The organism is Paenibacillus gallinarum (assembly GCF_014836635.1).
Lineage (GTDB): Bacteria > Bacillota > Bacilli > Paenibacillales > Paenibacillaceae > Paenibacillus > Paenibacillus gallinarum.
Window position 1 is genome coordinate 356694 of sequence record NZ_JACSQL010000002.1, and the last position, 22459, is coordinate 379152.

At 40.4% G+C, this 22459-nt stretch carries 44 protein-coding genes; 41 read left to right on the forward strand and 3 right to left on the reverse strand.

The genetic code is table 11. The features are described from left to right. Positions 1-13: 13 nt before the first annotated feature. Together H9647_RS06540 and H9647_RS06545 are read right to left on the reverse strand one after the other, a co-directional pair. Entirely contained in the window at positions 14-448 is a 435-nt protein-coding gene (locus H9647_RS06540) for an ImmA/IrrE family metallo-endopeptidase (protein ID WP_191798951.1), read from the reverse strand. Positions 449-470: 22 nt separating this feature from the next. Next, on the reverse strand, positions 471-869 hold the full coding sequence (locus H9647_RS06545) for a helix-turn-helix domain-containing protein (protein ID WP_318245272.1): 399 nt from the start codon (positions 867-869) through the stop codon (positions 471-473). Positions 870-982: 113 nt separating this feature from the next. Between H9647_RS06545 and H9647_RS06550 the strand changes: the two genes are divergently transcribed. From H9647_RS06550 to H9647_RS06565, 4 genes are all read left to right on the forward strand, one after another. Further along, complete coding sequence (locus H9647_RS06550) at positions 983-1204, forward strand: helix-turn-helix transcriptional regulator (protein ID WP_191798952.1); 222 nt, start codon at positions 983-985, stop codon at positions 1202-1204. A 142-nt stretch (positions 1205-1346) separates the two neighbouring features. Then, positions 1347-1676 (forward strand): helix-turn-helix domain-containing protein, encoded by a 330-nt coding sequence (locus tag H9647_RS06555; protein WP_191798953.1) that lies wholly within the window; start codon positions 1347-1349, stop codon positions 1674-1676. Next, on the forward strand, positions 1673-2332 hold the full coding sequence (locus H9647_RS06560) for a Rha family transcriptional regulator (protein ID WP_191798954.1): 660 nt from the start codon (positions 1673-1675) through the stop codon (positions 2330-2332). Before H9647_RS06555 ends, H9647_RS06560 begins: the two co-directional genes overlap by 4 nt. A 73-nt stretch (positions 2333-2405) precedes the next feature. Then, positions 2406-2816 (forward strand): hypothetical protein, encoded by a 411-nt coding sequence (locus H9647_RS06565; protein ID WP_191798955.1) that lies wholly within the window; start codon positions 2406-2408, stop codon positions 2814-2816. 29 nt (positions 2817-2845) lie between these two features. Here H9647_RS06565 and H9647_RS06570 read toward each other — a convergent pair whose 3' ends face one another. After that, positions 2846-3031, reverse strand: a complete 186-nt coding sequence (locus tag H9647_RS06570; protein WP_191798956.1) for a hypothetical protein — start codon at positions 3029-3031, stop codon at positions 2846-2848. Between the two features lie 70 nt (positions 3032-3101). Between H9647_RS06570 and H9647_RS06575 the strand changes: the two genes are divergently transcribed. The 37 genes from H9647_RS06575 to H9647_RS06755 all read left to right on the forward strand — a co-directional run bounded on the left by H9647_RS06575 (position 3102) and on the right by H9647_RS06755 (position 22448). Further along, positions 3102-3332: a hypothetical protein gene (locus tag H9647_RS06575; protein WP_191798957.1), complete on the forward strand. Its 231-nt coding sequence runs from the start codon at positions 3102-3104 to the stop codon at positions 3330-3332. Between the two features lie 47 nt (positions 3333-3379). Next, complete coding sequence (locus H9647_RS06580; RefSeq protein WP_191798958.1) at positions 3380-3685, forward strand: hypothetical protein; 306 nt, start codon at positions 3380-3382, stop codon at positions 3683-3685. Then, positions 3670-3906 (forward strand): hypothetical protein, encoded by a 237-nt coding sequence (locus H9647_RS06585; RefSeq protein ID WP_191798959.1) that lies wholly within the window; start codon positions 3670-3672, stop codon positions 3904-3906. The genes H9647_RS06580 and H9647_RS06585 overlap by 16 nt, the downstream gene beginning before the upstream one ends. Before the next feature lie 76 nt (positions 3907-3982). Further along, positions 3983-4408: a single-stranded DNA-binding protein gene (gene ssb / locus H9647_RS06590; protein WP_191798960.1), complete on the forward strand. Its 426-nt coding sequence runs from the start codon at positions 3983-3985 to the stop codon at positions 4406-4408. Between the two features lie 12 nt (positions 4409-4420). Further along, complete coding sequence (locus H9647_RS06595) at positions 4421-4828, forward strand: hypothetical protein (RefSeq protein WP_191798961.1); 408 nt, start codon at positions 4421-4423, stop codon at positions 4826-4828. Continuing rightward, positions 4821-5210 (forward strand): hypothetical protein, encoded by a 390-nt coding sequence (locus tag H9647_RS06600; protein ID WP_191798962.1) that lies wholly within the window; start codon positions 4821-4823, stop codon positions 5208-5210. The genes H9647_RS06595 and H9647_RS06600 overlap by 8 nt, the downstream gene beginning before the upstream one ends. Positions 5211-5218: 8 nt before the next feature. Continuing rightward, the gene (locus H9647_RS06605) at positions 5219-6163 is read left to right on the forward strand and encodes a hypothetical protein (protein ID WP_191798963.1); all 945 of its coding nucleotides are present in this window, start codon (positions 5219-5221) and stop codon (positions 6161-6163) included. 229 nt (positions 6164-6392) lie between these two features. Next, entirely contained in the window at positions 6393-6935 is a 543-nt protein-coding gene (locus H9647_RS06610; protein ID WP_191798964.1) for a P-loop NTPase family protein, read from the forward strand. A 12-nt stretch (positions 6936-6947) separates the two neighbouring features. After that, positions 6948-7445, forward strand: a complete 498-nt coding sequence (locus H9647_RS06615) for a hypothetical protein (RefSeq protein ID WP_191798965.1) — start codon at positions 6948-6950, stop codon at positions 7443-7445. Beyond that, positions 7420-7566, forward strand: a complete 147-nt coding sequence (locus tag H9647_RS06620; protein ID WP_191798966.1) for a hypothetical protein — start codon at positions 7420-7422, stop codon at positions 7564-7566. Before H9647_RS06615 ends, H9647_RS06620 begins: the two co-directional genes overlap by 26 nt. Then, positions 7535-7810: a helix-turn-helix domain-containing protein gene (locus H9647_RS06625; protein WP_191798967.1), complete on the forward strand. Its 276-nt coding sequence runs from the start codon at positions 7535-7537 to the stop codon at positions 7808-7810. The genes H9647_RS06620 and H9647_RS06625 overlap by 32 nt, the downstream gene beginning before the upstream one ends. Next, complete coding sequence (locus H9647_RS06630) at positions 7807-8382, forward strand: Holliday junction resolvase RecU (protein ID WP_191798968.1); 576 nt, start codon at positions 7807-7809, stop codon at positions 8380-8382. The genes H9647_RS06625 and H9647_RS06630 overlap by 4 nt, the downstream gene beginning before the upstream one ends. Before the next feature lie 11 nt (positions 8383-8393). After that, positions 8394-8783, forward strand: a complete 390-nt coding sequence (locus H9647_RS06635) for a hypothetical protein (RefSeq protein WP_191798969.1) — start codon at positions 8394-8396, stop codon at positions 8781-8783. Next, complete coding sequence (locus tag H9647_RS06640; protein ID WP_191798970.1) at positions 8780-9406, forward strand: dUTP diphosphatase; 627 nt, start codon at positions 8780-8782, stop codon at positions 9404-9406. Before H9647_RS06635 ends, H9647_RS06640 begins: the two co-directional genes overlap by 4 nt. 27 nt (positions 9407-9433) lie before the next feature. Then, complete coding sequence (locus H9647_RS06645; protein ID WP_191798971.1) at positions 9434-9676, forward strand: hypothetical protein; 243 nt, start codon at positions 9434-9436, stop codon at positions 9674-9676. 48 nt (positions 9677-9724) lie between these two features. Further along, entirely contained in the window at positions 9725-10036 is a 312-nt protein-coding gene (locus H9647_RS06650) for a hypothetical protein (protein ID WP_191798972.1), read from the forward strand. Between the two features lie 13 nt (positions 10037-10049). Further along, positions 10050-10190: a hypothetical protein gene (locus H9647_RS06655; protein ID WP_191798973.1), complete on the forward strand. Its 141-nt coding sequence runs from the start codon at positions 10050-10052 to the stop codon at positions 10188-10190. A 5-nt stretch (positions 10191-10195) separates the two neighbouring features. Continuing rightward, positions 10196-11236 (forward strand): DNA cytosine methyltransferase, encoded by a 1041-nt coding sequence (locus tag H9647_RS06660; protein ID WP_191798974.1) that lies wholly within the window; start codon positions 10196-10198, stop codon positions 11234-11236. A gap of 36 nt (positions 11237-11272) precedes the next feature. Beyond that, positions 11273-11452, forward strand: a complete 180-nt coding sequence (locus tag H9647_RS06665) for a hypothetical protein (protein WP_191798975.1) — start codon at positions 11273-11275, stop codon at positions 11450-11452. A gap of 36 nt (positions 11453-11488) precedes the next feature. Next, entirely contained in the window at positions 11489-11680 is a 192-nt protein-coding gene (locus H9647_RS06670; protein WP_191798976.1) for a hypothetical protein, read from the forward strand. An 89-nt stretch (positions 11681-11769) separates the two neighbouring features. Continuing rightward, the gene (locus tag H9647_RS06675) at positions 11770-12261 is read left to right on the forward strand and encodes a hypothetical protein (protein ID WP_191798977.1); all 492 of its coding nucleotides are present in this window, start codon (positions 11770-11772) and stop codon (positions 12259-12261) included. Between the two features lie 95 nt (positions 12262-12356). Beyond that, a complete protein-coding gene (locus tag H9647_RS06680) occupies positions 12357-12581 on the forward strand; it encodes a hypothetical protein (protein ID WP_191798978.1) in 225 nt (74 codons plus the stop codon). Beyond that, positions 12578-13024 carry a hypothetical protein gene (locus H9647_RS06685; RefSeq protein WP_191798979.1) on the forward strand — a complete coding sequence of 149 codons (447 nt, stop codon included), beginning with the start codon at positions 12578-12580 and terminating at the stop codon, positions 13022-13024. The genes H9647_RS06680 and H9647_RS06685 overlap by 4 nt, the downstream gene beginning before the upstream one ends. After that, positions 13017-13280, forward strand: a complete 264-nt coding sequence (locus tag H9647_RS06690) for a hypothetical protein (RefSeq protein ID WP_191798980.1) — start codon at positions 13017-13019, stop codon at positions 13278-13280. Before H9647_RS06685 ends, H9647_RS06690 begins: the two co-directional genes overlap by 8 nt. Then, positions 13273-13773 (forward strand): hypothetical protein, encoded by a 501-nt coding sequence (locus H9647_RS06695; protein WP_191798981.1) that lies wholly within the window; start codon positions 13273-13275, stop codon positions 13771-13773. The genes H9647_RS06690 and H9647_RS06695 overlap by 8 nt, the downstream gene beginning before the upstream one ends. Beyond that, positions 13766-14146 (forward strand): hypothetical protein, encoded by a 381-nt coding sequence (locus tag H9647_RS06700; RefSeq protein ID WP_191798982.1) that lies wholly within the window; start codon positions 13766-13768, stop codon positions 14144-14146. Before H9647_RS06695 ends, H9647_RS06700 begins: the two co-directional genes overlap by 8 nt. Before the next feature lie 6 nt (positions 14147-14152). Further along, positions 14153-14365 (forward strand): hypothetical protein, encoded by a 213-nt coding sequence (locus H9647_RS06705; RefSeq protein WP_191798983.1) that lies wholly within the window; start codon positions 14153-14155, stop codon positions 14363-14365. Positions 14366-14380: 15 nt separating this feature from the next. Further along, positions 14381-14785: a hypothetical protein gene (locus H9647_RS06710; protein ID WP_191798984.1), complete on the forward strand. Its 405-nt coding sequence runs from the start codon at positions 14381-14383 to the stop codon at positions 14783-14785. 22 nt (positions 14786-14807) lie between these two features. Next, positions 14808-15188 (forward strand): YopX family protein, encoded by a 381-nt coding sequence (locus tag H9647_RS06715; RefSeq protein WP_191798985.1) that lies wholly within the window; start codon positions 14808-14810, stop codon positions 15186-15188. Positions 15189-15554: 366 nt separating this feature from the next. Next, a complete protein-coding gene (locus H9647_RS06720) occupies positions 15555-15995 on the forward strand; it encodes a HEAT repeat domain-containing protein (RefSeq protein WP_191798986.1) in 441 nt (146 codons plus the stop codon). Between the two features lie 250 nt (positions 15996-16245). Beyond that, complete coding sequence (locus H9647_RS06725; protein WP_191798987.1) at positions 16246-16479, forward strand: hypothetical protein; 234 nt, start codon at positions 16246-16248, stop codon at positions 16477-16479. Between the two features lie 337 nt (positions 16480-16816). Further along, positions 16817-17314, forward strand: a complete 498-nt coding sequence (locus H9647_RS06730) for a hypothetical protein (RefSeq protein ID WP_191798988.1) — start codon at positions 16817-16819, stop codon at positions 17312-17314. 158 nt (positions 17315-17472) lie between these two features. Then, on the forward strand, positions 17473-18351 hold the full coding sequence (locus H9647_RS06735; protein ID WP_191798989.1) for an ATP-dependent DNA ligase: 879 nt from the start codon (positions 17473-17475) through the stop codon (positions 18349-18351). An 81-nt stretch (positions 18352-18432) separates the two neighbouring features. Then, positions 18433-18615: a hypothetical protein gene (locus tag H9647_RS06740; protein ID WP_191798990.1), complete on the forward strand. Its 183-nt coding sequence runs from the start codon at positions 18433-18435 to the stop codon at positions 18613-18615. Between the two features lie 125 nt (positions 18616-18740). Beyond that, positions 18741-19529 carry a hypothetical protein gene (locus H9647_RS06745; protein WP_191798991.1) on the forward strand — a complete coding sequence of 263 codons (789 nt, stop codon included), beginning with the start codon at positions 18741-18743 and terminating at the stop codon, positions 19527-19529. Continuing rightward, on the forward strand, positions 19516-20214 hold the full coding sequence (locus tag H9647_RS06750; RefSeq protein ID WP_191798992.1) for a hypothetical protein: 699 nt from the start codon (positions 19516-19518) through the stop codon (positions 20212-20214). The genes H9647_RS06745 and H9647_RS06750 overlap by 14 nt, the downstream gene beginning before the upstream one ends. Beyond that, positions 20211-22448: a golvesin C-terminal-like domain-containing protein gene (locus tag H9647_RS06755; protein WP_191798993.1), complete on the forward strand. Its 2238-nt coding sequence runs from the start codon at positions 20211-20213 to the stop codon at positions 22446-22448. The genes H9647_RS06750 and H9647_RS06755 overlap by 4 nt, the downstream gene beginning before the upstream one ends. Positions 22449-22459 lie beyond the last annotated feature (11 nt).

The following is a 22459-nucleotide window of genomic DNA, read 5'->3' on the forward strand; positions in this document are numbered from 1 at the left end:
GATAAAACACTCCTTATTTTATCAAAGCGTTGTTATATGTTTTCAAATATTCTGTCATTTCAACGGGGATATTATTTCGTTTTAGAAAATCGTAAATTGATTCCTCTGGCTCTAATTTTTCGTTCTTCAAAAGCAATAATACTGCAAATTCATTTGCTTGCCTCTCGAATTTGCCAGGTGAGAAAAAAGAATTCTCGTCTATACAAAAACGACTGACTCCTTTATGCAACCTATCATGTGCGAGTTCGTGTGCACAAACAAATCTTTTCCATTCATCAGACAGATCACGATGTATACATATATATCTTCGTCTGAGTTTCCGATAGTAAAAACCTCTGGTCCTTTCGCCTAGATCTTCAAACACAATAGTAATGTTCAGGTTTTTAGCAATCACAAACGGATCGTTAGTTTTATGCTTTTTAATCAAATTTGAAACAACCGTGTCCATGCGAAGTGACCCCCAGGTGTCTTTACTTATCGATAGATTTTCTTTTGTTTTTCTTTTTGGCATCCCAAAACATTGCTTCCATCACTCTTATTATTTTTTCTTTGTCGTCTTCTGTAATCGGTACTCCATCAAACATAATTTCTGAATCTTCTTCAAGCATTTTTTTAAAATCCCGTTTATCTTTGGATGTTGCCCACTCAGGTATGACATTGTCAGAATTGACTTCCCCTAGAAGTAAGTAATCAGTAGTTACTTTGTGGTAAGCTGCCAGTTTTCTAATCATATCTATGTCAGGTTTGGAAATGTTGTTTTCCCAAGCGTTGTACCTAGCTCTTTTAACATTGAGCGCATCGGACATTTGGTCCTGGGTGAGATTCTTTTTGTTTCTTAACTGAGTTAATCTTTCGCCAATTGTTATCACTAATACTGCCTCCTGACAAAAATAAAAAAAGATAAATAAATTATCAAAATATGGGTTGACGATAATTAAATTATCAATTAGAATCAGAAGTAACAAAAGGAGGTGACACTTGAATGAAGAGTGCAAGAAGAGAAATATTTCAAACTTGCCGCAAATCAAAAGGCACTCAGTCTAAAGTTGCTTCTGATCTTAATATTTCAACTGTTTACGTTAGGAAGATTGAGAATGGACTCTGTACTCCTGGCAGGGATTTGATGTTCAAATTCTCAACTTACTTTAATAAACCGATTGAAGATTTATTTCCGGATTACTTTGATAATGTGCGGGTTCTTTAACTATGCCCTAAGCGATAATTTAATTATCTGTGATGATTATAAATGATAATCATATTATCGTCAATAAAATGTAAGTTAATTACCATATTTTTTTATTCTAATTGATAATTTAATTATCAAATAAAACAAAGGTGGTGTCTAAATGATCCAGTCTAAGGTCGGTTCGGATTTTTTAGAAGCTGTTGTAGAAAGAGTTGCTGAGAAATTACTACCTCAAATTATTGAAAGTCTTAATTCCAAATTAGTCACTCAAAAGGATATAACGATGGATCCTGAGGAAGTCGCTCGATATATAGGAGTTTCAAAGGATACTATCTATAAAATGTGTGCGGATGGTTCAATTCCACATTTAAAAGTAGGGGCTGCTAATTCTAGGAAAAAGAAGTATTTATTTAGTTCCTTGAGCATCGACAAATGGAGAAAGGAACAAGAAGAAGTGAACTACACAAAGAAAGGAACGGTGGTAGTATGAACAATTTGGTATTTATCGAAAACGGACGAACAGTAACTGATAGTTTGACCGTAGCGGAGGTTTTTGGAAAGGAACATAAACACGTTCTTCGGGATATTAGATATTTGGAATGTAGCGAAGAATTTATTGAGTCCAATTTTGGACTCATTGAATATACAGATCCTAGGAATAGAACACAACAGAAATACATTATTACTCAAGATGGATTTTCGTTTCTTGCAATGGGTTACACAGGAAAGGAAGCTGCTCAATTCAAAGAAATGTACATTAATGAATTTAAACGGATGCGTGAAGAACTTAGGAATCAGGTTCCAGTGTTGGATTCTAACGCAGCTATCGCAATAGCCTTAAGACAAACAGCAGATGTGATGGACAAGCTACCCCAGATCGAAAGCAAGTTAGAAACGATTGGCCGTAAGCTTGAAACTCAAATCACTTTAGACAGTGGACAACAACGGAGACTACAGCAAGCGGTAAGTAAAAAGGTTTGTTCCATCGAACCAGACAAAGATGAGCGAGGAGAATTATTCCGTCAGCTCTACAAGGAAATTAAGGACCGCTGGGAAGTACCGAGTTACAAAGATGTTTTACGTCAGGATCTTCAAGCAGTACTGAACTATGTAGAAGCATGGCGACCAGTAAGACGAGCTGGATAGGAGGGAAGGCATTCAGTCGAGCTTTTTGATGAGATGTTTTATTTAACAACTAATTTAGGAGGAATGAAGAAACATGAGTAACGAGCTATCGCAAGAAAAGTTAGATTGGATGAACGAAGTAGGAATGAAAGAGTTTGAAGAACCAATGAAGTATTGCTTAGGTGCTAATTATGTTTACTCGGAGAGATATATAAAGAACACTCCTCTTGCGGTTCTTAAAGAGAATTACGAAAAATCCAAACCGGTAGATACCGAAGAAAATGACTCTGCTGTGGTTCAAATAAAAAGGTTGTTAGAACAATTCGATAAGGCTGTTAATGAAGTTGTCCAGAGCGTAATCGCTAAATCGGAAACTTACAAAGAAGCTCAAGACTTACTCAGAGAGGGTTACTACTCGGAACGCGGGAAACTTGAATCACTGGTATGGACAGAAGCTAAGAACCGACTTACTAAAGGAGCAGAACTTCAAGTAATAAAAAAGTGAACCAAGCTGCAACTTGGCTCACTAGAAAGTCATTTGTCCAAATTTTCTATAACATTGGAGAATTCATTAAAGGTGTACCAAACCTGTTTGAACATGAAGCGCAAATCTTCTTTCTGTTCATCAGTGAACGAAGAATTTTCAAGACTTGCTTCAAGCTCGTACATTAGGACTTGTTTTGAATTATCAAGAGCATTTTTAACTTCGGTTTTTGTCAAAGCATTGACCTCCTTCCTAATTCGATAATTCAACAGGAAGGGACAAATTTCCTACAAAGGAGATATAACAATGAATCTTGATCTTCAACAATTAAGAAATATTTGCTTGTTTTTTCAACAACTTGAGGAGCGGATGAAAGCAGACTGTTACCACAATATCGCAGTACATGCACGGCGGCAGTTTCTCAAATACAACGATCGGCTGGAACTATTGAAATACGAGAATCAAATTCAAGAAGCTAACTTTGAAAGGGTGAAGGTAAACAATGTGGTGCCTTTTAGCGGCATGGTTGCTGTTTAACATATGGTTTCCCTTCTGTATATCCCTTAAAGAAAGGAACTGATCTCATGGTAAGTCAAACTCGTAGGAAAGCGCGAAATGATTTGAATGAACTGTATCGCAAGATGGAGTTGGAGAAAGACCCAAGAAACATCGCGTTTCTAAGAGCGGAGGTGCGGAGGATCAAGAAACAAAAAATATTACGCAAAGTGAATTGCTGTGACAACGAGAAATGCCAAGAAGCTATCTACGAGGGTCAACAAGTAATTAAGGTCGGATCAGACGGTATCTATTGCAACATGAGATGTTGGGCTGAATCGATCGGAGCCATAACCATTGAGATGGGGGAGGAACAAACATGCAGCTCCAGGTAAGAATCAAAGCCAGCGATAAAGAGGAAGACCTTATTGCACTGGAACAGGTAGGTGGGAAACTAAACTTATCTGGACCGAGACCAAAGTTCACCTTTGATAATGAAGCTCAGCGCAATGAATATGACAGGGCGCGTCGCAAGTTAAGAGAAACGAAAAACGACTCCAGCTGTGGGGCAGCTGAAGCCATTCACTCTCAAAAAAACAATTTAATTAGGGACTAATATATCAATATTCATCACAAATGTAAATATGCCTCCATTTTATGGACAAGCATTCAAATATAAGGGGGAAACACATTTGCTTAATCGAGTTATTCTAATCGGACGTTTAACTAAGGATCCGGAGTTGAGATATACCCCTGCTGGGGTAGCGGTAACACAATTTACTTTAGCTGTGGACCGTCCTTTTACTACTCAAGGTGGAGAAAGAGAAGCTGATTTCCTACCAGTTGTGACATGGAGACAACTTGCTGAGACATGCGCGAATTACTTACGTAAAGGCAGACTTACGGCGGTTGAAGGCAGAATCCAGATAAGGAACTACGAAAACAATGATGGCAAACGTGTTTACGTAACAGAGATCATTGCGGATAACGTGCGCTTTTTGGAGAGCGGCAATAACAGAAATCAAAGCAGTCCCCCTCCTAGTGAGCCAAGCAATAAAGACCCTTTCTCTGGTGATGGAAAGCCAATAGATATCTCAGACGACGATCTACCGTTTTAAGGCGGTGTCTCTATGGAGGACCAGACAGCAGCGTATATCAAAGAAATCAAACAGTATAGGGCTATTGCTAAGGAATACGATGACGATAACCCTGGCGGTATTGTAAAGAAGATACAGTATCTGACTAAGGCTCATATGCTTATGGGCCGAGTGTCAGCGCACAAAGATGGCGATTACAAGCGGATCTACAATCTTAGAAAACGAGTGTATGCCGAAGCCAAGCGCGATGCCCTTAAGGGGGATAAAACAAACGCTGCTGAGCTGGCAGTACTTAATCTAAGAGTTGTGGAAGCAGAAGCATATGAATCCATGCATCTATGGCGTAATGAGTTTGCTTCTATGACAGAGCATTTACACGAATTGCGTCTTAGGCTGCGTGTCGATCTAAACACATATATAGGAGGCGGACCGGATGTTTGATTTTAGACCAGCACCAAAGGTCCAACACCGTCGCAACAAGCCCAAGAGAGGGCGTCATACGGCAATAACGGATAAATGCAGTGAAGAAGTAAAACGGAGAGCATCCGAACTTAGCATTGAAGGCTACACAGTCTGTGAGCATTGTGGGTGCAGCATACCGAGAGTTCGTTTCGAACGAGCTCATTTGATTAACGCAAGCCAGTATGGTGAAGGCGGTCAACCTTGGAATATAGCTCTTCTCTGCGGTCCTAAGACAGAAACAGGTACTTGTCATCAGTGGGCTGATGAAACAGCAGAGGGCAAGGAATGGAAGCTCCAGAAGCGTGCGGATCTGATTGAATACTACACAACCGGCGAAGGCCGGCAATGGTGGACTAAGTAGGTGGTGACATGGCCGGTAAAGGCTGGATAAAGCTGCATAGAAAAATAAAAGAAAGTTCAATATTCAATGATCACAAGTTGTTCCGTTTATGGATCATTTGTCTGACAGAAGCGACTCACAAAGAACGTGATCAAATTGTTGGTAAGAGGACAGTTCATTTAATGCCTGGAGAGTTTGTTACCGGTAGGTTTGATATCACTGAATTATATAACCAAGGGCTTAAACCCAAAGAAAAAGTACAAGGAGAAAAAACAGTTTTTCGTTGGCTCGAAACATTAGAATCAGGCGGTTTTCTGACCATCAAAAAGACCAACAAATACAGCATTGTAAGTATTGATAACTGGGGGGTTTACCAGTGTGATGACCAACAGAGCGACCATGAAAATGACCAACAAATGACCAACAAAAGACCATCAAATGACCAACAAATGACCACAAACAAGAATGTAAAGAATGATGAGAATGAAAAGAATGATAAAGAAGAAGAGAAAGATCCTTCTTCACCGAAAAGTCTAAGGACTTATTCGGAGGACGATATAAATTATCGACTAGCTAAAAGGTTTCATGAACTTGCTTATCAGAATGCTGTTGAAGCAGGAACCTCTCATTTAATCAAAACACCTAACTTGCAGAAATGGGCTAACACTTTCAGGTTGATGTTCGAAAGAGACAAGGTGAAAGATGATGAGATCGGAGAGGTTGTGAAGTTCGCCTTATCAGATACTTTCTACCGAACAATTATTTTCAGCCCTGATAATCTTCGAAAACATTATAAAGCGATCTTAACCAGAATGAATACGGGAGGCGGTGGACGTGGAGAGTTTAGGAAAGGCACTCAAAGAAACACTCCAAAGGATCGAAAGAATGCGAGCCGAAACGAAGAACTCTTCCTCGGAAGTCCAGGTAACGCAGAAGTCGCAGCAACAGCCGAACTCATTAACAGCTTCGAATGAAGGCTGTAGTAAATGCGATTATACCGGAACCATAAATACTTTTCGGTGGGTCGAAGATGAATCTTACCCGATCCCCCGACAAGTTGTAAGCCTAGAGTTATGTTCATGCGTTAGAGAAAGACAGTTCCTCAAGTTTGATGCAACCTCATCATTTACTTTTAAACAGAAGCAGCACACCTTCAGAAATGCAATCATTGACGATTATAATCGAGCACACTTTACCGAAGTGATGGAATTCATTAAAAATATCGACTCAAACTTAGAGCAGGGTACTTGGATATACATTTTTGGGGATGAGGTTAGAGCCGAAGAAGAAGCAGTCACGGATCCTAAGATTACCGCTTATGGTACTGGTAAATCATTTCTTCTGGATTGTATAGCAAACGCCTTATCCCATAGACGTATTCCAGGTCTATACGTGACAGAGGAAGCATTGTACTTGGATATCAAGTCAACGTATAGCCGAGGTAGCGAAGAATCGGAAACAGAGGCCCTGGATCGTTACTACAATGTACCGGTTCTGCTGATAGACGACTTGTTCACCGCTCCTTACAAAGATTGGGCAGAGGGTAAATTGTATAGCATCTTAGATGAGCGTCAGAAGAAAGGGAAAATAACAATCATGACGAGTAACTATGCTACAGGCCGTATCCGAAACAGATTGCCTGTGAACGGGGCTAAAATTGCCAGTCGAATTGTCGGACAAGCCATTTTGATAGAGATGATCGGTCCTGATCGTCGAGAAGAGGAAGCCAAAAAACGAAAAATGTGAGGTGTAACCTAAATGGGTAAAACAACAAGTCAATTTAAACAATGGCAAGAACAGGCACTTAAAAATGGTATCGGTTATCACACGTTCCGTAATCGAGTCTATAAGAGTAATTGGTCTATGGAAGCAGCAGCCACTATTCCACCGGGGGAAAGAAAAGCTAATTTCAAAGCAATTGATGATTACGATCTTATGGAAAAGAACTTTGATCTGTTCCTTCAAAAAGGTATAGAGGAACAAGCATGGGAGAAACAACAAGAAAGAAAAGCCCCAGTCCCCCGAGAGTGGAAACTTCAGGACCTGGTGTACTTGGTGAAGTATCTTCACGTTGATGGTTTAGGAGGAATGGCCTTCCACTTCACACGTAGAGTTAAGGAAATCAGGGATAAAGTTAATGAGTTACAACAAAACGGCGACTGGGATCTATACGCGGGTCTTTCTGATGAAGAGTATGAAAAAATCATTCTATCCAAGGAGCGGAAAAGCCGTGCTAAACAACTTATCGGTTGCTGAACTTGAAGAGATTGCTGCGGATGAACTCTTGGATTATGACATTCGTATAGAAGCAACTAAGGAACTAATGCAAAGGGGGAGGAACAACGGTGGTCCAAATAAGACAATTTGCAAGAAATGAACACTTCTTTAAACAACGTAATAACATCTATCTTGCTTGTGAGGAAATGGACTTCACATGGAATGAGAAAGAAATCAAACAAGTCGAAATAATGTGGAACAAAGGTGTAGAAGTGCATTCTATCGCAACTGAAATGAAGCGTGATCCGGACGAGGTTGTCATTTTAATCATTGATCGGGCTAAGAAAGGATGTATTGGCAATCGACCTGGAGGATTAATCGGAACAGAGGTGTTGCAGAAATGAGTACAGCTAATCGCGGTATGGCCTTTGAAAGATTACTGGACTATTCCAACCAAATGTATGAATCAAAAGGAATCGCGGTCATAAACAAGCGACCTACTCCAGTCAAAGTGATTAGAAAAACTTACGGTAAAGTTACTGAAGGTTATTTTGAAAAGTCGTCAACTGTTGACTATGACGGAGTATATGAGGGTAGAGCGGTTATGTTCGAAGCTAAGTCAACAAATGAAAAACTGCGTTTTGATTTATCAAATCTTCACAGCCATCAGTACGATTACCTAAAGAAATGTCATCAGGCTGGCGGAATCGCCTTTCTTATGGTCGATTTTAGACAACAGCGGAAAATATACCTCCTTCCTTTCCTAACGCTTAAAAGCTATGTAGAATCCTCTAAAAAAGGTGGCAGAAAAAGTATTCGAATTGAAGACTTCGACGTTCACGCATATGAAGTTTCGAGTGGTAGAGTTCCGGTAGATTATCTCAAGGTAATCGACAATATATGGTTCACAAAGGAAGCAATTGATGCTTTCCAGGATACCGTACTGCCTTTTAACCAAACACCAGTTCTTAAATAGGGGGATTTAAATTGGATTCAAGAGAAAAAAGCAGGTTGTTTCAGCGAGTTAAATCTTTATCAGTAGAAAACTTTTTCAATTATTTAAATGGTCAGCAAACACAGGCCTATGGGCTGGGCATTACACATATGGAACAGGCTATGAGCTGTCATCAACGTATTAGCCGGCCAATGATCGAACAGGTCCTGAAGAAGGCAGAACAAATCCGGATTGAATGGGATGGAATCGAGGAAGTAACAATCGAATCAGCTGCTATCGGACAATACCGAACTCCAGAAGAAATGATGTTAAATATGAGCCCAACGGAAGCGGCCATATACAAGTTAGAAAGTGATTCTTATGTAGAGATCGGCGGGAAGACGTTTTATGTGAAACCAGTTGAATTGGGGGAGACAGTATGAATATCAGTAAGTTATTTGAAATGCAACGGGTACTAGATGAGCGGATTGTAAAGGAAAAAGGATTAGAAGGACAGGATATGTTGCCACAAAAGATACTGGCTCTTCAAGTTGAACTTGGCGAATGTGCAAACGAGTGGCGAGGATTCAAGTTCTGGAGTGTTGAATGGGAGCCGCGGACATCAAAACACACCGAGTGTAAAAAATGCTATGAGGGCTATGTGATAACAAAGGATACACGTAAGAAACTAACAATTTCTAATGAAAAATGTCCGCATTGTATGGGAAAAGGTTATCGAAAATCAAACCCGCTCCTTGAAGAATACATCGACTGCTTACACTTCATTTTATCAATTGGGATTAGTTTAGATTACCTCGACAGCGTACCAGCTCTTAATCGCAATATATACACTTTTAAATATGAAACGGTAACTAAACAATTCACTAAGATATTTGCGCTTGTTGGGAAATTCGGATGCTGGGAGCAACTTGGTTCAAATTACTTGAGAATTGTCATGTTGTTCGGGGGTCTTGGTGAAATGCTCGGCTTTACATGGGAACAAATCGAAGAAGCCTATCTTGCAAAGAATCAAGTCAATCATGAACGTCAATCGACCGGCTATTAAGATACAGCCTAAAAGGAGTGCTGGACTTTGAATCTTAATCTATTCAATCCATTCCAAGAAACACAAAGATATGAGAAACAACAACGAAAAGAGTTTTTGGAAGCGGCCAACCGGAGGAAATATGGGAAATACAACGGATATTGGAAATGGGATCTAGCTTGTACATGGTTCCGAGTCACTAATGATGATTTCTTTCGGATGTATGGATTTAATTTTGTACCCAAAGGAAAGTTGTACGAAGAAGCTCGGGAATTTGCATGGGATGATTGAGGTTTCGACCTCTTTCTCAGATAAAGCCTAATAAGGGAGAGATAAACAATGAGTGATAAAAAAGAAGAGCTAAGCAATCTTCAAGTAGTCGGTGGTCAAATGAGTTTTAAGAACCTTACACATAAAGTCGATGGCAAGACGTATGCACAAGCGAAAGCGCGGATCTGGCTCGGCATGATTAACGACCGGATGCAACCTAAGAAATGGCTAAAACCTAACAGCAAAGGTACAAAGGTAAATTTCAACACTATCCCAAACGATGATGCGATGAAATTGGCACTGGCTGAGTATGAAATCTATCTAAATCAGATCAATAAAGAGTATGGATTGGATTATAAATTGCGAGTCACAACTTCTTAAAGGAGGAACGACCATGGAATATTGGATCAAGCATGAATGTGAGGATTGTGGCCGGAAGTTTTATGTAGAAGATGATCTGGAAGAACCGGGTTGCAATGAATGTCGAAGTACAAATTGCAAGGATATCGGAATTGAGATAGTAAAGGCGGTCTGATTACCTTGATTAAAATACTTGAACTGTTTGGGGGGATCGGGGCACCAAGGAAAGCCCTGATCAATCTAGGTGTTGATCATAAAGCAATTGATTATGTAGAGATCAAAGAAAATAGAGTAAGGGCTTATAACGCTCTGTATGATCACAGGCACAAACCACAAAACATTGTTGGTTGGAACCTTAAACCTGATATTTTGGTGCATGGTAGCCCTTGTCAGGATAACTCAGTAGCCCAATATTCCTCTCACACAGCCAAGGAAAATAAAAAGCGTGGAGCAGAGGAAGGCAGCGGAACGAGAAGTTCCTTAATGCACGAAACTGTTAAGATCGTCAGAACCATGGGAGAGTGGAAACCAAGAGCGGTTATTTGGGAGAACGTTGTCGGGGTACTCGAAAAGCAAGCGGTAGGATCTTTTAATGATTATTTATTAAATCTTTCTAACATGGGCTATACAAACAGCTTTCAGGTTCTTGACGCAAGAGAGTTCGGTATCCCTCAAGCAAGGGAAAGGGTCTTTTGCGTATCAACCTTAGATGGAAATCCATTCGATTTTAATAAATTAAGAAAAAGAAAGATGAGATCGATTGAGGAATTCCTTGAAAATAATGTGACGGATCCGCGCTACTTAATAAATGTTCCATCGATGCTGAATAAAATTGAAGAGTTTAATCCAGTTAAGCCAACTGATTCATATAAAAGGCGACTAGGTGTAATTGATGAATTTTGTTGGACGATTACTGAAAGGCAAGACAGATGCCCGAATGCAGGAATCATCAGAGCTGCTGATAAACCGGAATACCGGTATCTAACGGAAAGAGAAGTTTGGCGCTTAATGGGCTTTGATGATGATGATTTTGATCTGATGTTGAATGAGTTTCCAATGAAAAAGGGTTTAAGAAACGCCACATTATATGCGTTAGCAGGTAACAGCATTGTTGTACCAGTTCTAGAAGCAATCTTTGAAGTATTGCTGGCAGAAGATTTCATTGAGCAGCCGAATGACTTGAGATCACTTCCAAACGGCCAGCTTGAATTGATCTGCTAATTAACAGGCTATACAGCCTTAAAGGAGAGATAACAGATGAAGGCGACGGTAAACAAACCATTGAAACACATGTTTATGGGGATCGAAATTGCTCCTGGAACAGAAATAGAAGTTGAGGACGAAATTACGCCAAGAGGCATGACACAGATTATAAGTCCTGAAGAGTATGCAGAGATTTTCATATCAGTTGAAGATATTGATTATGTTAGGGTCTGAGGCATAGCCTCTTTCCCTGGGAGGGGAGATAGACAGATGAAGAGGATTCATAGGACATACTCAGACACCGAAGTAACTATTCTTTCAACTAATGTGAAATGTCCATATTGCGGCCAAGAGTGGCTTGAAGAAGATAAAAACGAATGTGGAGAGACATACACTCTTCATTGTGATGAAGATGATGATGGTTGTGGCAAAGATTTTGAAATGTACTTTGATGCCAGCTAAACCCTCTATACGGCCGCCACTACGTTAAGCGGATTCGGTCGAGACGATGGCGGCTGTGCCGCAAAAACCAAAACTAAGGAGCTAATACGATGGAAAAATACTACACAGTAACTGAAGAATGCAGCTTGCATAAAGACTGGTTTGATTACAAAGAAAATGCTGATCAAGTCAATGAAGTATACAAGGAGTTTAAGGATCAAGTTGGAGTTGAATCTAAAGAATATTATGTTACCGACAGAGAGGTTTACATTGTTCCGACTGAAAAAGATAACGAAATGTTTGGTTCAGTGCTATGCACTCCAATGAATGGTTTGAGGAAGTTCAGAACGACTTCTAAGGTTGGAAAGGCTTGGGTCAAGGCTTTGAAAGATGCTGGTTTAGAAGTTAAACGGAGACCGATGCCCATTATATATTTCAGATCATTTGGCGGAGGTAGCTATAAAACTCGATTATTCGAGCAAGATGGCAAGTTGTTTTGTTCGATTGACCCAGCAGACGGAAAAGCGCCAGAAGGCTTCGTGGAAATGAAGGCTAGTGAGTTTTTTAGAATTATTGAAGAATCGGAGAAAGCATCAGCTTAAATCAATGGACGAAGGCCTCCGAATCGACCGCAATACTTAGGCGACAGCCGGAGGCCGTATAGATCCATAATCCAAGTAAGGGAGAGATAACAGGGATGAAGAATATAGAAAGCAAAGTCATCAACGGACAAATTGTTTCTCGCAGAGTTATAGCTTCAGAAGAAAGCAAACTTCGTGAGGAAAATAATCGACTACGTAAGGCGCTGGAAGAAACACAAAAAGCATTGCAATGGGGAGAACCTGAGAACGCTATAAGCCGTGCATTTGAAATTATTCATCAGGCCCTGGAACCAGCTAAAGGGGAGGATGAAAGGGAATGAGAGAATACAAATTCCGTGGTATAAGCATAGAGCCTCTTGTGGGCGATGATCAATGGGTGCATGGGTTGGGTGTCCACGTAGTCGAACTAACAGATGGTGGCAAGGAATACTGGTTGTACACAGCTAACGGTACGTACCAAGTCGACCCAGAATCAGTAGGTCAATACACCGGAGTACATGACGATACTGATGAGCAGGAAGAGTTATATGACGGAGATATTGCCGAGCTTGAGTATGACTGGCATAAGCACACTTGTAAAGTACAATATTGCGGCAGTGGCTATATGTTTGTTGCCGATACTTTGCCCGATGGATACCTATGGTTTTCGGAATTTATTGATTTTGATCGGAGATATTGTTGGGCAGAGGGAACAAGAAAGCTAGGCAACATATACGATCATAAACACCTATTAAACCTTCCTGGGGAGGTAGACCATGAGTAAACAAGAGATAACAAAAGAGTTTCTAGAACATATAAAGCATGGAATTGTGGAGTATTGGGCAAATCTTTCTGACAAAACTGATCTTGAGAAATGTGATGGAGTAGCATTCAGCATTTTAACACTCTTGGACGGATATAGCGGCGGCATGTCACCATTTGAGGTTAAACCCTTGGACGAGGAAGGAATAGCAGGTGAGGATATAGCTGGATCGTTACATGAGCAATATGCTGCTCTAGGAGGGTCAGGGAATGAGTAAACAAGATCACCTTATAGATGTGAAGTGGCGAGAAGTGCCATTTGAAATAATGCTGAAATGTGATGGCGATATAAAGTGTGAGTGTTGGTTGTTAAGTAACAGCATTAACAAGTACGGCGTGGATCTTAGACAACCTATGGCGTTAAATAAGTTTTTAAAATTGATCGGCACACACCTTACATCGATGAACTGTAGTTCTTTATTCGAGCAAGCAAAATGGTATGTGATAGATGATGGAGTGCAGCCTGACTTTTACTTAGTCAATACTTTACCGCCAGTACCCACCATTAAGCTGGGAGATACAAGCTATAAATGTGGAAAATGCAATGAATCATCTAGTGGAGATGCGTGGAATCATGCAACGAGAATATTTTTTGGCGGAGACGATATTACTCTGATTGAAGAACCAAATGCAAAAGATGCTTTCTTTTTCTGTCCTAAGTGTGGAAGAGAGTCCGGTTATGATAGGTTGGAGGTAGTAAAGGATGAATAGAGACTGGCAGCAGGATATGGATGATTGCGAACAAGCCTTAATAGCTTATAACCGTTTAGGGTTGGATGATCACAAAGAGCCAATTGAAGCAATGAAATACTGGCTCCAAAAATATGTTGAAGAGAAAGAACGTGCGATCATAGCTGAATTAGCTTACAAGGGGCTTGCAGGTGACTGTGTAACCAGTGGTGAGTACAAATCTTTACATGATAAATATAAAGCTATGAGAGAGGCGCAGAAAGCCGAGAAAGAACGTGCAGACAGACTGGAAAAGGCAATTAAAGAAGCATTGGAGTGGACATGGGGTTGTGGTCCTCAAAATGTTGGAGAGATTGAAGCGATATTAAGAGAAGCGGTTGGCGGTAAGGAGTGAGTCAATATGTCATCTAACAACGAGATGGTAAAAGCGAAAACATATTGGGTTTGGAGTAAGAAAGCTGAGGCAAAGAACCCAGCTCATACAAGATCAGGAGAACCCATATGGCAAGACAAGCTTTATGAAGCACCAGCAAAGTGGTTAGAAGAAGGTCTCATACAAGATGCCAGTCAGGTAGGTAATGAAGGGCAGCTGGACTTATTCGATATTTTATAAGCGGGGGGATGGAGAATGGAGGCGGTGTTACAAATGGAATTGTTCCCAAAGGCTAATAAGCGTGACATCCAACAAGCAAAAGAGCATCTCGAAAATTACCGTCTAATGCATCGGAATCTCCAAATTTATTCAGAAAAACTGATTCTGAGTTCGGAAGAAAGAGCATTGTTAGAATATGCAAAAAGGTTATTGCCTGAAATTGACACGGCATTTAAACTTATAATGGATGAGGAAGTAAACAAAATACTTACCCATAGATATATAACAGTAGGGAAACATAAATACACTATCGCTAAATATGTATCAAACACCAGCATATCAACAATAAACAGACGTATAGATGCTGGAATAAGAACGATTGCAAATTGTTTGAAATTGTCTGGTGTACTCTATATAGAACTGAAAGAATTTCGGAGGTAAATTCATTTTTGGAGGAATGGTCATGCGAGAAATCAAGTTTCGAGGAAAAAGAAAAGATACTTTTGAATGGATTATAGGATATTATGGCCACAAAGACTTATCTGAGGAACATTTTATTATTGTCCCAACTTTTGATCCGCAGGGAAGCACAAGACTTCAGTATTTCACGGATCACTTAGTAGATCCTAACACCGTTGGACAATACACTGGATTAGTTGATCAGAACAATGTAGAGATTTGCGAAGGCGATATCCTGCAACACAAAAAACACGGTAAGAAAATAGTGGAGTTCATCAATGGTAAGTATGTGTGTGAATCATTAGATCTTAGCGAAATCAACGAATGGGCTGAAATCATTGGAAACATTCACGATAATACGGAGCTTTTCACGGAATTAACATGATGGTAAACATTTTTTAGAGTTTGATGCCACTTACGAGTGGCTTCTTTTTTTTGACACTAAAGTGAGACTAACACGGGACTAAAGTGACACAAATACCGTTCTAAAGTAGGAGCATAGGGCTAACAACCCGGGTGCTCCTACAAACCCTTATCACAGTAGGTACTCGGCCATGCTGTGGGAAGGTAAGATTACTTCCTTAGACGTTAATCGTCAAGGGTATGGTGTGAGGTGGGGTTTGATGCCCTACTTTTTTATTATGGCCTTCATGGTATAGGCAGGTTCGAATCCTGTCAAGGTCTTTATAAGCACTGTATTTAATGGTAAATTGTTCCTAGTAAATAGTTTATTAGGAGGATAAATTGTTGTATGAATAACAAATACACAGAGGGAAAACCTAACAATTACGAAGAATTAAAAAATGATGCGAACAATCGATCAAGTTGGAGGACTAGACTTGAAGCGGTAAAAGAATTGAGCAAATGGAAGTGTCAAGAGTCAAAAGATATTTTATGGCGCCGTATGAACAGTGATGATGTATATAGTGTGAAGCATGCTGCTTTTTTAGGGCTCCAGTCTTTTGGTGAGAATGTAAAGTTGCCGAAGAAAAAGAGTGGAAATCTAATTAAGGATATTAATAAAAATCTCGCAAAAATTAAAAACAGTTTACCGGAAGGCCATGATTTTTCTGAATTTAAAGAGAAATTCAAACAAACTAAACCGGTTGAATATGATACTTATGATGGAGATAAAGGAAACAAGCTAGATAGTTGGCTTGAAAATGTTTGGAAATCGTTACCTAAAAAATAGGATAGACGAGGTATATTGGTCGCTGATAATTCAGCGGCTTTTTTTATTTTGGAAGGGGATATAACAATGCCTCTAAGTTATTACAGTGACGAGATACATTATGAGCAACCAAAGAAATGTAAAGGTTGCGTATATGGCAGATGGGAAGGCACTAAGCAAGTATGCATGATGCCCAACTGTTGGAAGAAAGGCAAAAAACAGGAATAAACTCTTCTCCTAGCGAATGATTTTGTGGGAGGGGGGTGAAAGCGTGAATAATAAATTGACTAATGCTGCTTTAGAAAAGCAGGTTTGCTTATCGAATATTGCCCAATTTGAGGCCAGAATCGCGGGCCTTGAACAAACGAAAGCTGAATTAAAAAATTATGGTCACGTTCAAGGGTGGATCACTGAAGAGGAACTTAATAAGTCGATTGATAGTGACAAAGCCGCTATAGAAGGAATTAAAAAAATAATGGCGGAAATAGATGAAAGTTTAATGTAACACCCTTCGGGGTGTTTTTTCTTTGCCGAAGGCCATCGAGACGACCGAATTACTTAGCGTAGCGGCGGCCGCATAACATATTCCCTTAACTCAATGGTAGAGTACCGAAAGGAAGACCTTGGTTCGATTCCAAGAGGGAAAAGATAAAATTTTCTTGATAACCTTTATACTCCGTTCCTGCAAAGCCTCCTCAAAATGAGCCGTGATCTCAGCGGTTAAGGGATGGATCGAGAGCGCAGCCGGCAGCGTCAATAATGTCGGGATATAAAACTACTTGAAAAGCTTTGCAGGAATGATCACTCTAAAGTTGAATTTATTGCATGAGGAGTGATCGAAATTGGAGAAGTCGAAAGAGTATTTTATTTTTCAACAAGCTGAATTGTTTTTTCGTGCGACAAATCTTATTAGTAGTGAACTTACGAAGGATATCGGTGAATCTTTAGAGGGAAAGGAACTTGATCTGAGTATAGGAATCCCTGAAATGGTAAACGGAGTATTCTCCATAGAGCTTTATTTAAAATGTCTTAATTATATTCGGAATAATGAAATAAAGAGATTGCATAATATTATTGACCTTTATAATTCACTGCCCGAAGAAGATCAAGCAGCAATAAGGTCGCGTTATAGAAGTACTAAAAGTAGCGATCCAAACCGGCAAGAATTTTTAGATAGGAACTTCGATGATTTATTAAGTGCAGTGGATAGAGCTTTTACAGAGTGGAGATATATCTATGAATATCCTAATCATGGAAAGAAAACCAGCGATATGAATCGTTTGATTTTGGCAGTTCGAGATTACCTTCTAGCTATTAGACCTGATTTAAAGAATGATTGAGTGGAATATTAATATAGAACTACAAAAGCATCCAATACGGTACGCATCCAGTCTATAACACAGGCTTGGGTGCTTTTTTAATTTTATATAGGAGGCTTCCATGACTTACCTCAGATCTAGTCGAAACTAAACGGTATAATTGATTCTGAGGTGTTTTTATGTTCATTAATCCGATGTTATTGGAAACGGCACAATCGCCTTTCTCAGACAATCAATATATATTTGAACCAAAGATTGACGGTCACCGCTTGATTTATTCGAACCAGGCAGGAAAGACCAAATTATATACAAGGCACCGTACAGAATGCCTAAGACAGTATCCAGAACTTCTAGAGAATCCATTTGATAAGGACATTGTTTTAGATGGAGAGATAGCATGTGTGGATCCAGAGACAGGAAGGGTAGACTTCGAACTTATTATGAAGAGATTCCTAGCGAGGAAAGAAGATAAGATCAATCTATACACACGGACTTTACCGGTTACTTACGTTGTATTCGATATCCTTCACTATGATGGACAGGATACTCGTAAGCTTCCACTACATGAACGAAAGGCTCTGCTGCAGGAGATCCCCTTCAACAATCCAAGGATGGGAAAGACTCCGTATGTACAAGGAGCAGGAGAATCCTTATTCAAACAAATGGAACTTACTCAGATGGAAGGCATGGTTGCGAAGCGATTGGATAGTACCTATGTAGGGAGACGATCTGCTGACTGGCTAAAAGTGATTAACTGGACTTACGTAGATGTCATTATTATGGGATATCGCAAAAGTGAGTTTGGATGGATAGCTGGAGTAAAGCAGCCGGACGGTGAAGTTAAACCTGCAGGGATGATAAGATTCGGTGTATCCCCCAAAGCAAAGCAAGAGTTATACAAGATCAGCAGTAAGTTGAAGACCGGAGAAACAGATGATTATGTTTATCTAGAACCGATTATAGGAGCTCAGGTAAAGATAAGGAACTGGACTAGAGCTGGAAAGCTTAGAGATCCGGTGTTTGTGAAATTTCTATATCAAGTAGAGAAGCTGGCGTAAGCTGGCTTGTTTTTCACGCGCCTCTTTTAAAGGAGTTGGACCCCTTCCGTAGAATCAAACAAAGTGAGGGGGGATATGTCGATGGTAAAACAACAATATAAAGTTGAAGCATATGGATTTATTGGAGATGCAGCTGATTTCCAACAATTCTTAAACAAGAATTACCTTGATGGATGGGAACTTCATTCGGTTACTCCACAGGCAGTGTCAGGAATTAATCAAAACATAATTACATTTGTAAGGAATGAAAAACATCCTAATTAAAATCGATAAAAAAGAAGCGCCTCGAATGGGTGCTTTTTTTTATTATGGAGAGGGGGGAGAAAAATGCGGATTATGTAGGGTCATAGAAAAAGACGAACTAACCTAATATCAGGAGGATGATTATTATGCCAGCAGTAAATAAAGCATTAAAGAAAGCAGCAAACAATCAATTAGCACCACAACATTTCAACTCTAAGACAGATGAATACGAGTATTCTCAAGGGGAGAACGGCGCTTCTTTTGTGACAATTAAGAATTCGGTTAGCGATGTGACTCTACAAAATGCAATCACAACAGTAGGTAACGGTAATGATTTTGTAGCAGTAGATGGGAATTGCACACTAACCTTTGAGGTTGTCGGAACAAGTGCGAGTCGCACGATCGTATTTGAGTTAGCAGGCCCAAGTGGGGTTTACATGCCACATACCGCATTCAATATATTGGAGCCAACTAAGTTTGGTACCCAAACCATCGGTGGCAGCAACACAGCGCCGGAAATTTGGAAAGTTGAAGTTCCAGCAGGGTTTTCTTTCCGGGCGCGAGTTAGTGCTATCGCAGGCGGTAATGTCACAATTAAAGGTAAGGCACAGTCTTCGCAACCTTCGGGAATAACTTCTTTGAGTTCTGGAGGAGGAACATCCTCAAGTGGGTCTAATGTAAAAGGAGCTGTACAAAACGTAGTGACTGCCGGGAGTAAGGTACAACTTCCAGCTTTTCCAAGCCGAATAGTAACTGTGATCGCCAAGGACACAAATGTAGGTTATATCTACGCAGGCGGATCAGACGTGTCATCGACAGTGTATGGCGTAAAGCTTAAGCCTGGTGCGTCGTATGACTTCGAGGTAACAAATACAAATCTGATCTGGATTGACGCATCGTTAAGTGGAGAAGGTGTATCTTATGTCGCGGTATAGAAATCCAGCGGTAACTATCCCTCAAAATCTCGGAGCAGGAACATATTTAGTAAAAAAGTCGAGTGGAGATGATATTTTATTCACCGCTAGCGAACCAATAACCCTGCTTAAGCCCATAGTTTATGATTCGGCTAAACGAGCTAATAGTACAACAACTGTAGGCAATGCAGATCTTGGCTTTTCATGGGATTCCGTAACCGGAACACATGGGATAATTGAAAATAAGCTATACAGTGTTACAGACACAAGTGGAGACTTGTTGTTGATGGACTGCGGCAGGTCAGATTTGGTTGTATCCTGTATTTTTAGTGGGCAATTATTAGGAACAAATCAAAGGCATTTCAATTTAATATTCCATGCCGCAGATGCCCAAAATTTTCATATGGCCCGAATTTCTAAAACAGAGGTTCAATTGATGCGGAGTGTCGGGGGGACTATCAGTTACTTAAACACATCCTCTTCACCTTCTGCAGTTGCCGATAATGAAGAATATGAGATCAAGATTTTCTCTGCTGATAACATATGTCGCGTGTATATCAACGGAAGATTGTTTATTAATTATACTTTTACTGCGGGCGACGTTACATTGATGAGAAACACAAAGGTCGGCATACGACTCAGCAAAACCGGGACGCCTACTGGAACGGCACGAGCGCATAGATTCTTAGTGGAGCCAATAGTATGAGTGAGACAATAATTAACGTTGGTGACGTAGCATATTCTGAAATCGGTACTTGGGCAGTCAGTGGACTTGCAGGGTATAATGCAGTCCCTTCTAGATATTCCAGTACTATGGGGGATGTAGCGAAGTGGAGTGGATACGCGCCTGAAACGAGCAACTATGAAATATACGTATGGTATCCGGCGAGCACATCTAATACAGATGCGGCAAAATACACAATAAAAACGTTAAATGGTTCATGGGTTAAGACTATCGACCAAAAAAACAATGCAGATAAATGGGTTAAGGTTTGCACAGTCAGTGCAATAGCTGATACAGCAATTGTCGTTTCTTTGACGGTTAGTTATTCTATTAATCGAACAAGTGCCATCAAGTATGTTTCGACAGCGAATGCAGCCGACCCTATCACGATCCAACCGCCGACCACAGACACTGATTCCGTAGTTGTTTTAACGAACCAAAGTGGATTTGATACAGGTAAACCGAAACGCGCAACTATAACAAACGTTGCTGATGGAACTGCGTTCACGGTGAATAAATCAGCGGATGACAGTATTGTTTTTACAGGGTCAGTTACAGGAAACATTGCTGACTTTTCAACATTTAACACAGAAGGTGCTTATTACGTTGCATGTGAGGGTTCAAAGTCAACAAATTTCAACATAGGTAAGTACTGGATGCAAAGAGTATCCATTGGACCTGCTTTGCGGTTTATGGATGAGTCACGAAGCGATACATTTTTACTGGGCAGAAACTCCATTGGTTGGAGAGACAGCCATCAGTTCTCTTTTGAATTAAACACATTAGCGTTACAATACATGGCTAATCCAAGCGCATATGAGCGAATGCCTTATGGCATATCCAATTTAAGCACTTGCGAGTATCCTGAGCTACGTGTGCAAAACGAACCCGATATCATATGGCTCATGAAGTTCGGAGCGTTGCGGTACTACGACCTAGCAGTCAACAAAGGGCACAGTCACCACGCCTTAACAAAAGCTCAATTAGCTCACTTCTTATATTTGTATCCGTTTATCAGCAAATATGTGAGCCGTGAATTTTATCTGAAAATTCGGGATTATACCCTGAAAGAATGGTCGAACCCAATTTGTGATCTGCAATGGTACGATGATACGGGACTAAAGAGTAACAACTTGTTTCACACTCAGAAAGTCATAGGTGGTATCAAAGGAGAAAAACCGCCAGGATACTCAATCCAGCCGAATCTGCTCATGTATGAAGTAGCGAAGAGGGATGGGATTGCAAACTATCAGCAGTTCTTTGATGCTGCATATAACAATGCAGATTGGTTGATTAATAAGATTGATCTTAACGATCCGAGGTATACAAAAGGACAGCGTATGAGCGAACATGCAACCATCACAGGATTGGCATACTTTCTAGAAAAATATCCAAACAAAGCGCCGGCGGGCATCCGAAAAAAGATCGAAGTATGGGCTGACACAATGATTAAGCGTTCAAGAAATCTGTGGGATTTGCGAAAGTACGCTGATCCTAACGATGGTGGGGCATTAGATCAATGGACAGGCGGGCTGAACAGTTATAATGAGCCGGGTAACGTTGCAGGGTTCATGGCTTCTGCTTATGCTGCCTTGCGAGTAATTAAGAACACCAGTGTTAATAATCGTCTACACGAGATCGCCATTTCCCAAATTGACAACGTGTTCGGACGGAATCCAATGGGCAGACATTACAGTTATGACGGTCCTAAAGAAATAGAGGGAGTTGACGTTGGTTGGCCTGAGTTTTTCGAGGGTGGCGCGGGTATGTTGATGGCAGTTAAGGGAGTCCTTGACGGAGCGCCTAAAGAGAGTGCGTACCCTTTTGACCCTAACGCAGACGCAGGTTATACCGAGGGTTGGATCGCCTTTAATACAGCTTGGAATGCTTCTCTAGCATACTCAGCAGCTCAAGATGTAGAGTTGAAGGTGTTTGATAAAACGTTCACGACAGAAGTGAGTTCTTCTGTATCACCGGGGAGTACGATAGGCATAAGATTAAGAGCTCCTCTAAACTTTGACTCAAATAAAATTGAGACTGGTCAGGTTTTGGTGACAGATAACAATGGTGAGAAAACTGAGGTGACAGTAACTGAAGCGAGTGCTGATGACTATTACTTCACATCCTTATTTACAATACCTAGCGATACGACCTATCTGGATGTTTCTTACGGGCACGATCTTTTTAAGAAAAGTATAAGAGTCTCTTGTGTTTAGTGGAGGGGATT

Bases quoted from the DNA above. Each gene is read 5' to 3' on its own strand.
- H9647_RS06540 (WP_191798951.1), bottom strand. From the start codon at position 448: ATGGACACGGTTGTTTCAAATTTGATTAAAAAGCATAAAACTAACGAT.
- H9647_RS06550 (WP_191798952.1), top strand. From the start codon at position 983: ATGAAGAGTGCAAGAAGAGAAATATTTCAAACTTGCCGCAAATCAAAA.
- H9647_RS06555 (WP_191798953.1), top strand. From the start codon at position 1,347: ATGATCCAGTCTAAGGTCGGTTCGGATTTTTTAGAAGCTGTTGTAGAA.
- H9647_RS06560 (WP_191798954.1), top strand. From the start codon at position 1,673: ATGAACAATTTGGTATTTATCGAAAACGGACGAACAGTAACTGATAGT.
- H9647_RS06565 (WP_191798955.1), top strand. From the start codon at position 2,406: ATGAGTAACGAGCTATCGCAAGAAAAGTTAGATTGGATGAACGAAGTA.
- H9647_RS06575 (WP_191798957.1), top strand. From the start codon at position 3,102: ATGAATCTTGATCTTCAACAATTAAGAAATATTTGCTTGTTTTTTCAA.
- H9647_RS06580 (WP_191798958.1), top strand. From the start codon at position 3,380: ATGGTAAGTCAAACTCGTAGGAAAGCGCGAAATGATTTGAATGAACTG.
- H9647_RS06585 (WP_191798959.1), top strand. From the start codon at position 3,670: ATGCAGCTCCAGGTAAGAATCAAAGCCAGCGATAAAGAGGAAGACCTT.
- H9647_RS06595 (WP_191798961.1), top strand. From the start codon at position 4,421: ATGGAGGACCAGACAGCAGCGTATATCAAAGAAATCAAACAGTATAGG.
- H9647_RS06600 (WP_191798962.1), top strand. From the start codon at position 4,821: ATGTTTGATTTTAGACCAGCACCAAAGGTCCAACACCGTCGCAACAAG.
- H9647_RS06605 (WP_191798963.1), top strand. From the start codon at position 5,219: ATGGCCGGTAAAGGCTGGATAAAGCTGCATAGAAAAATAAAAGAAAGT.
- H9647_RS06610 (WP_191798964.1), top strand. From the start codon at position 6,393: ATGGAATTCATTAAAAATATCGACTCAAACTTAGAGCAGGGTACTTGG.
- H9647_RS06615 (WP_191798965.1), top strand. From the start codon at position 6,948: ATGGGTAAAACAACAAGTCAATTTAAACAATGGCAAGAACAGGCACTT.
- H9647_RS06630 (WP_191798968.1), top strand. From the start codon at position 7,807: ATGAGTACAGCTAATCGCGGTATGGCCTTTGAAAGATTACTGGACTAT.
- H9647_RS06640 (WP_191798970.1), top strand. From the start codon at position 8,780: ATGAATATCAGTAAGTTATTTGAAATGCAACGGGTACTAGATGAGCGG.
- H9647_RS06650 (WP_191798972.1), top strand. From the start codon at position 9,725: ATGAGTGATAAAAAAGAAGAGCTAAGCAATCTTCAAGTAGTCGGTGGT.
- H9647_RS06655 (WP_191798973.1), top strand. From the start codon at position 10,050: ATGGAATATTGGATCAAGCATGAATGTGAGGATTGTGGCCGGAAGTTT.
- H9647_RS06665 (WP_191798975.1), top strand. From the start codon at position 11,273: ATGAAGGCGACGGTAAACAAACCATTGAAACACATGTTTATGGGGATC.
- H9647_RS06670 (WP_191798976.1), top strand. From the start codon at position 11,489: ATGAAGAGGATTCATAGGACATACTCAGACACCGAAGTAACTATTCTT.
- H9647_RS06675 (WP_191798977.1), top strand. From the start codon at position 11,770: ATGGAAAAATACTACACAGTAACTGAAGAATGCAGCTTGCATAAAGAC.
- H9647_RS06680 (WP_191798978.1), top strand. From the start codon at position 12,357: ATGAAGAATATAGAAAGCAAAGTCATCAACGGACAAATTGTTTCTCGC.
- H9647_RS06685 (WP_191798979.1), top strand. From the start codon at position 12,578: ATGAGAGAATACAAATTCCGTGGTATAAGCATAGAGCCTCTTGTGGGC.
- H9647_RS06690 (WP_191798980.1), top strand. From the start codon at position 13,017: ATGAGTAAACAAGAGATAACAAAAGAGTTTCTAGAACATATAAAGCAT.
- H9647_RS06695 (WP_191798981.1), top strand. From the start codon at position 13,273: ATGAGTAAACAAGATCACCTTATAGATGTGAAGTGGCGAGAAGTGCCA.
- H9647_RS06700 (WP_191798982.1), top strand. From the start codon at position 13,766: ATGAATAGAGACTGGCAGCAGGATATGGATGATTGCGAACAAGCCTTA.
- H9647_RS06705 (WP_191798983.1), top strand. From the start codon at position 14,153: ATGTCATCTAACAACGAGATGGTAAAAGCGAAAACATATTGGGTTTGG.
- H9647_RS06710 (WP_191798984.1), top strand. From the start codon at position 14,381: ATGGAGGCGGTGTTACAAATGGAATTGTTCCCAAAGGCTAATAAGCGT.
- H9647_RS06715 (WP_191798985.1), top strand. From the start codon at position 14,808: ATGCGAGAAATCAAGTTTCGAGGAAAAAGAAAAGATACTTTTGAATGG.
- H9647_RS06720 (WP_191798986.1), top strand. From the start codon at position 15,555: ATGAATAACAAATACACAGAGGGAAAACCTAACAATTACGAAGAATTA.
- H9647_RS06735 (WP_191798989.1), top strand. From the start codon at position 17,473: ATGTTCATTAATCCGATGTTATTGGAAACGGCACAATCGCCTTTCTCA.
- H9647_RS06740 (WP_191798990.1), top strand. From the start codon at position 18,433: ATGGTAAAACAACAATATAAAGTTGAAGCATATGGATTTATTGGAGAT.
- H9647_RS06745 (WP_191798991.1), top strand. From the start codon at position 18,741: ATGCCAGCAGTAAATAAAGCATTAAAGAAAGCAGCAAACAATCAATTA.
- H9647_RS06750 (WP_191798992.1), top strand. From the start codon at position 19,516: ATGTCGCGGTATAGAAATCCAGCGGTAACTATCCCTCAAAATCTCGGA.
- H9647_RS06755 (WP_191798993.1), top strand. From the start codon at position 20,211: ATGAGTGAGACAATAATTAACGTTGGTGACGTAGCATATTCTGAAATC.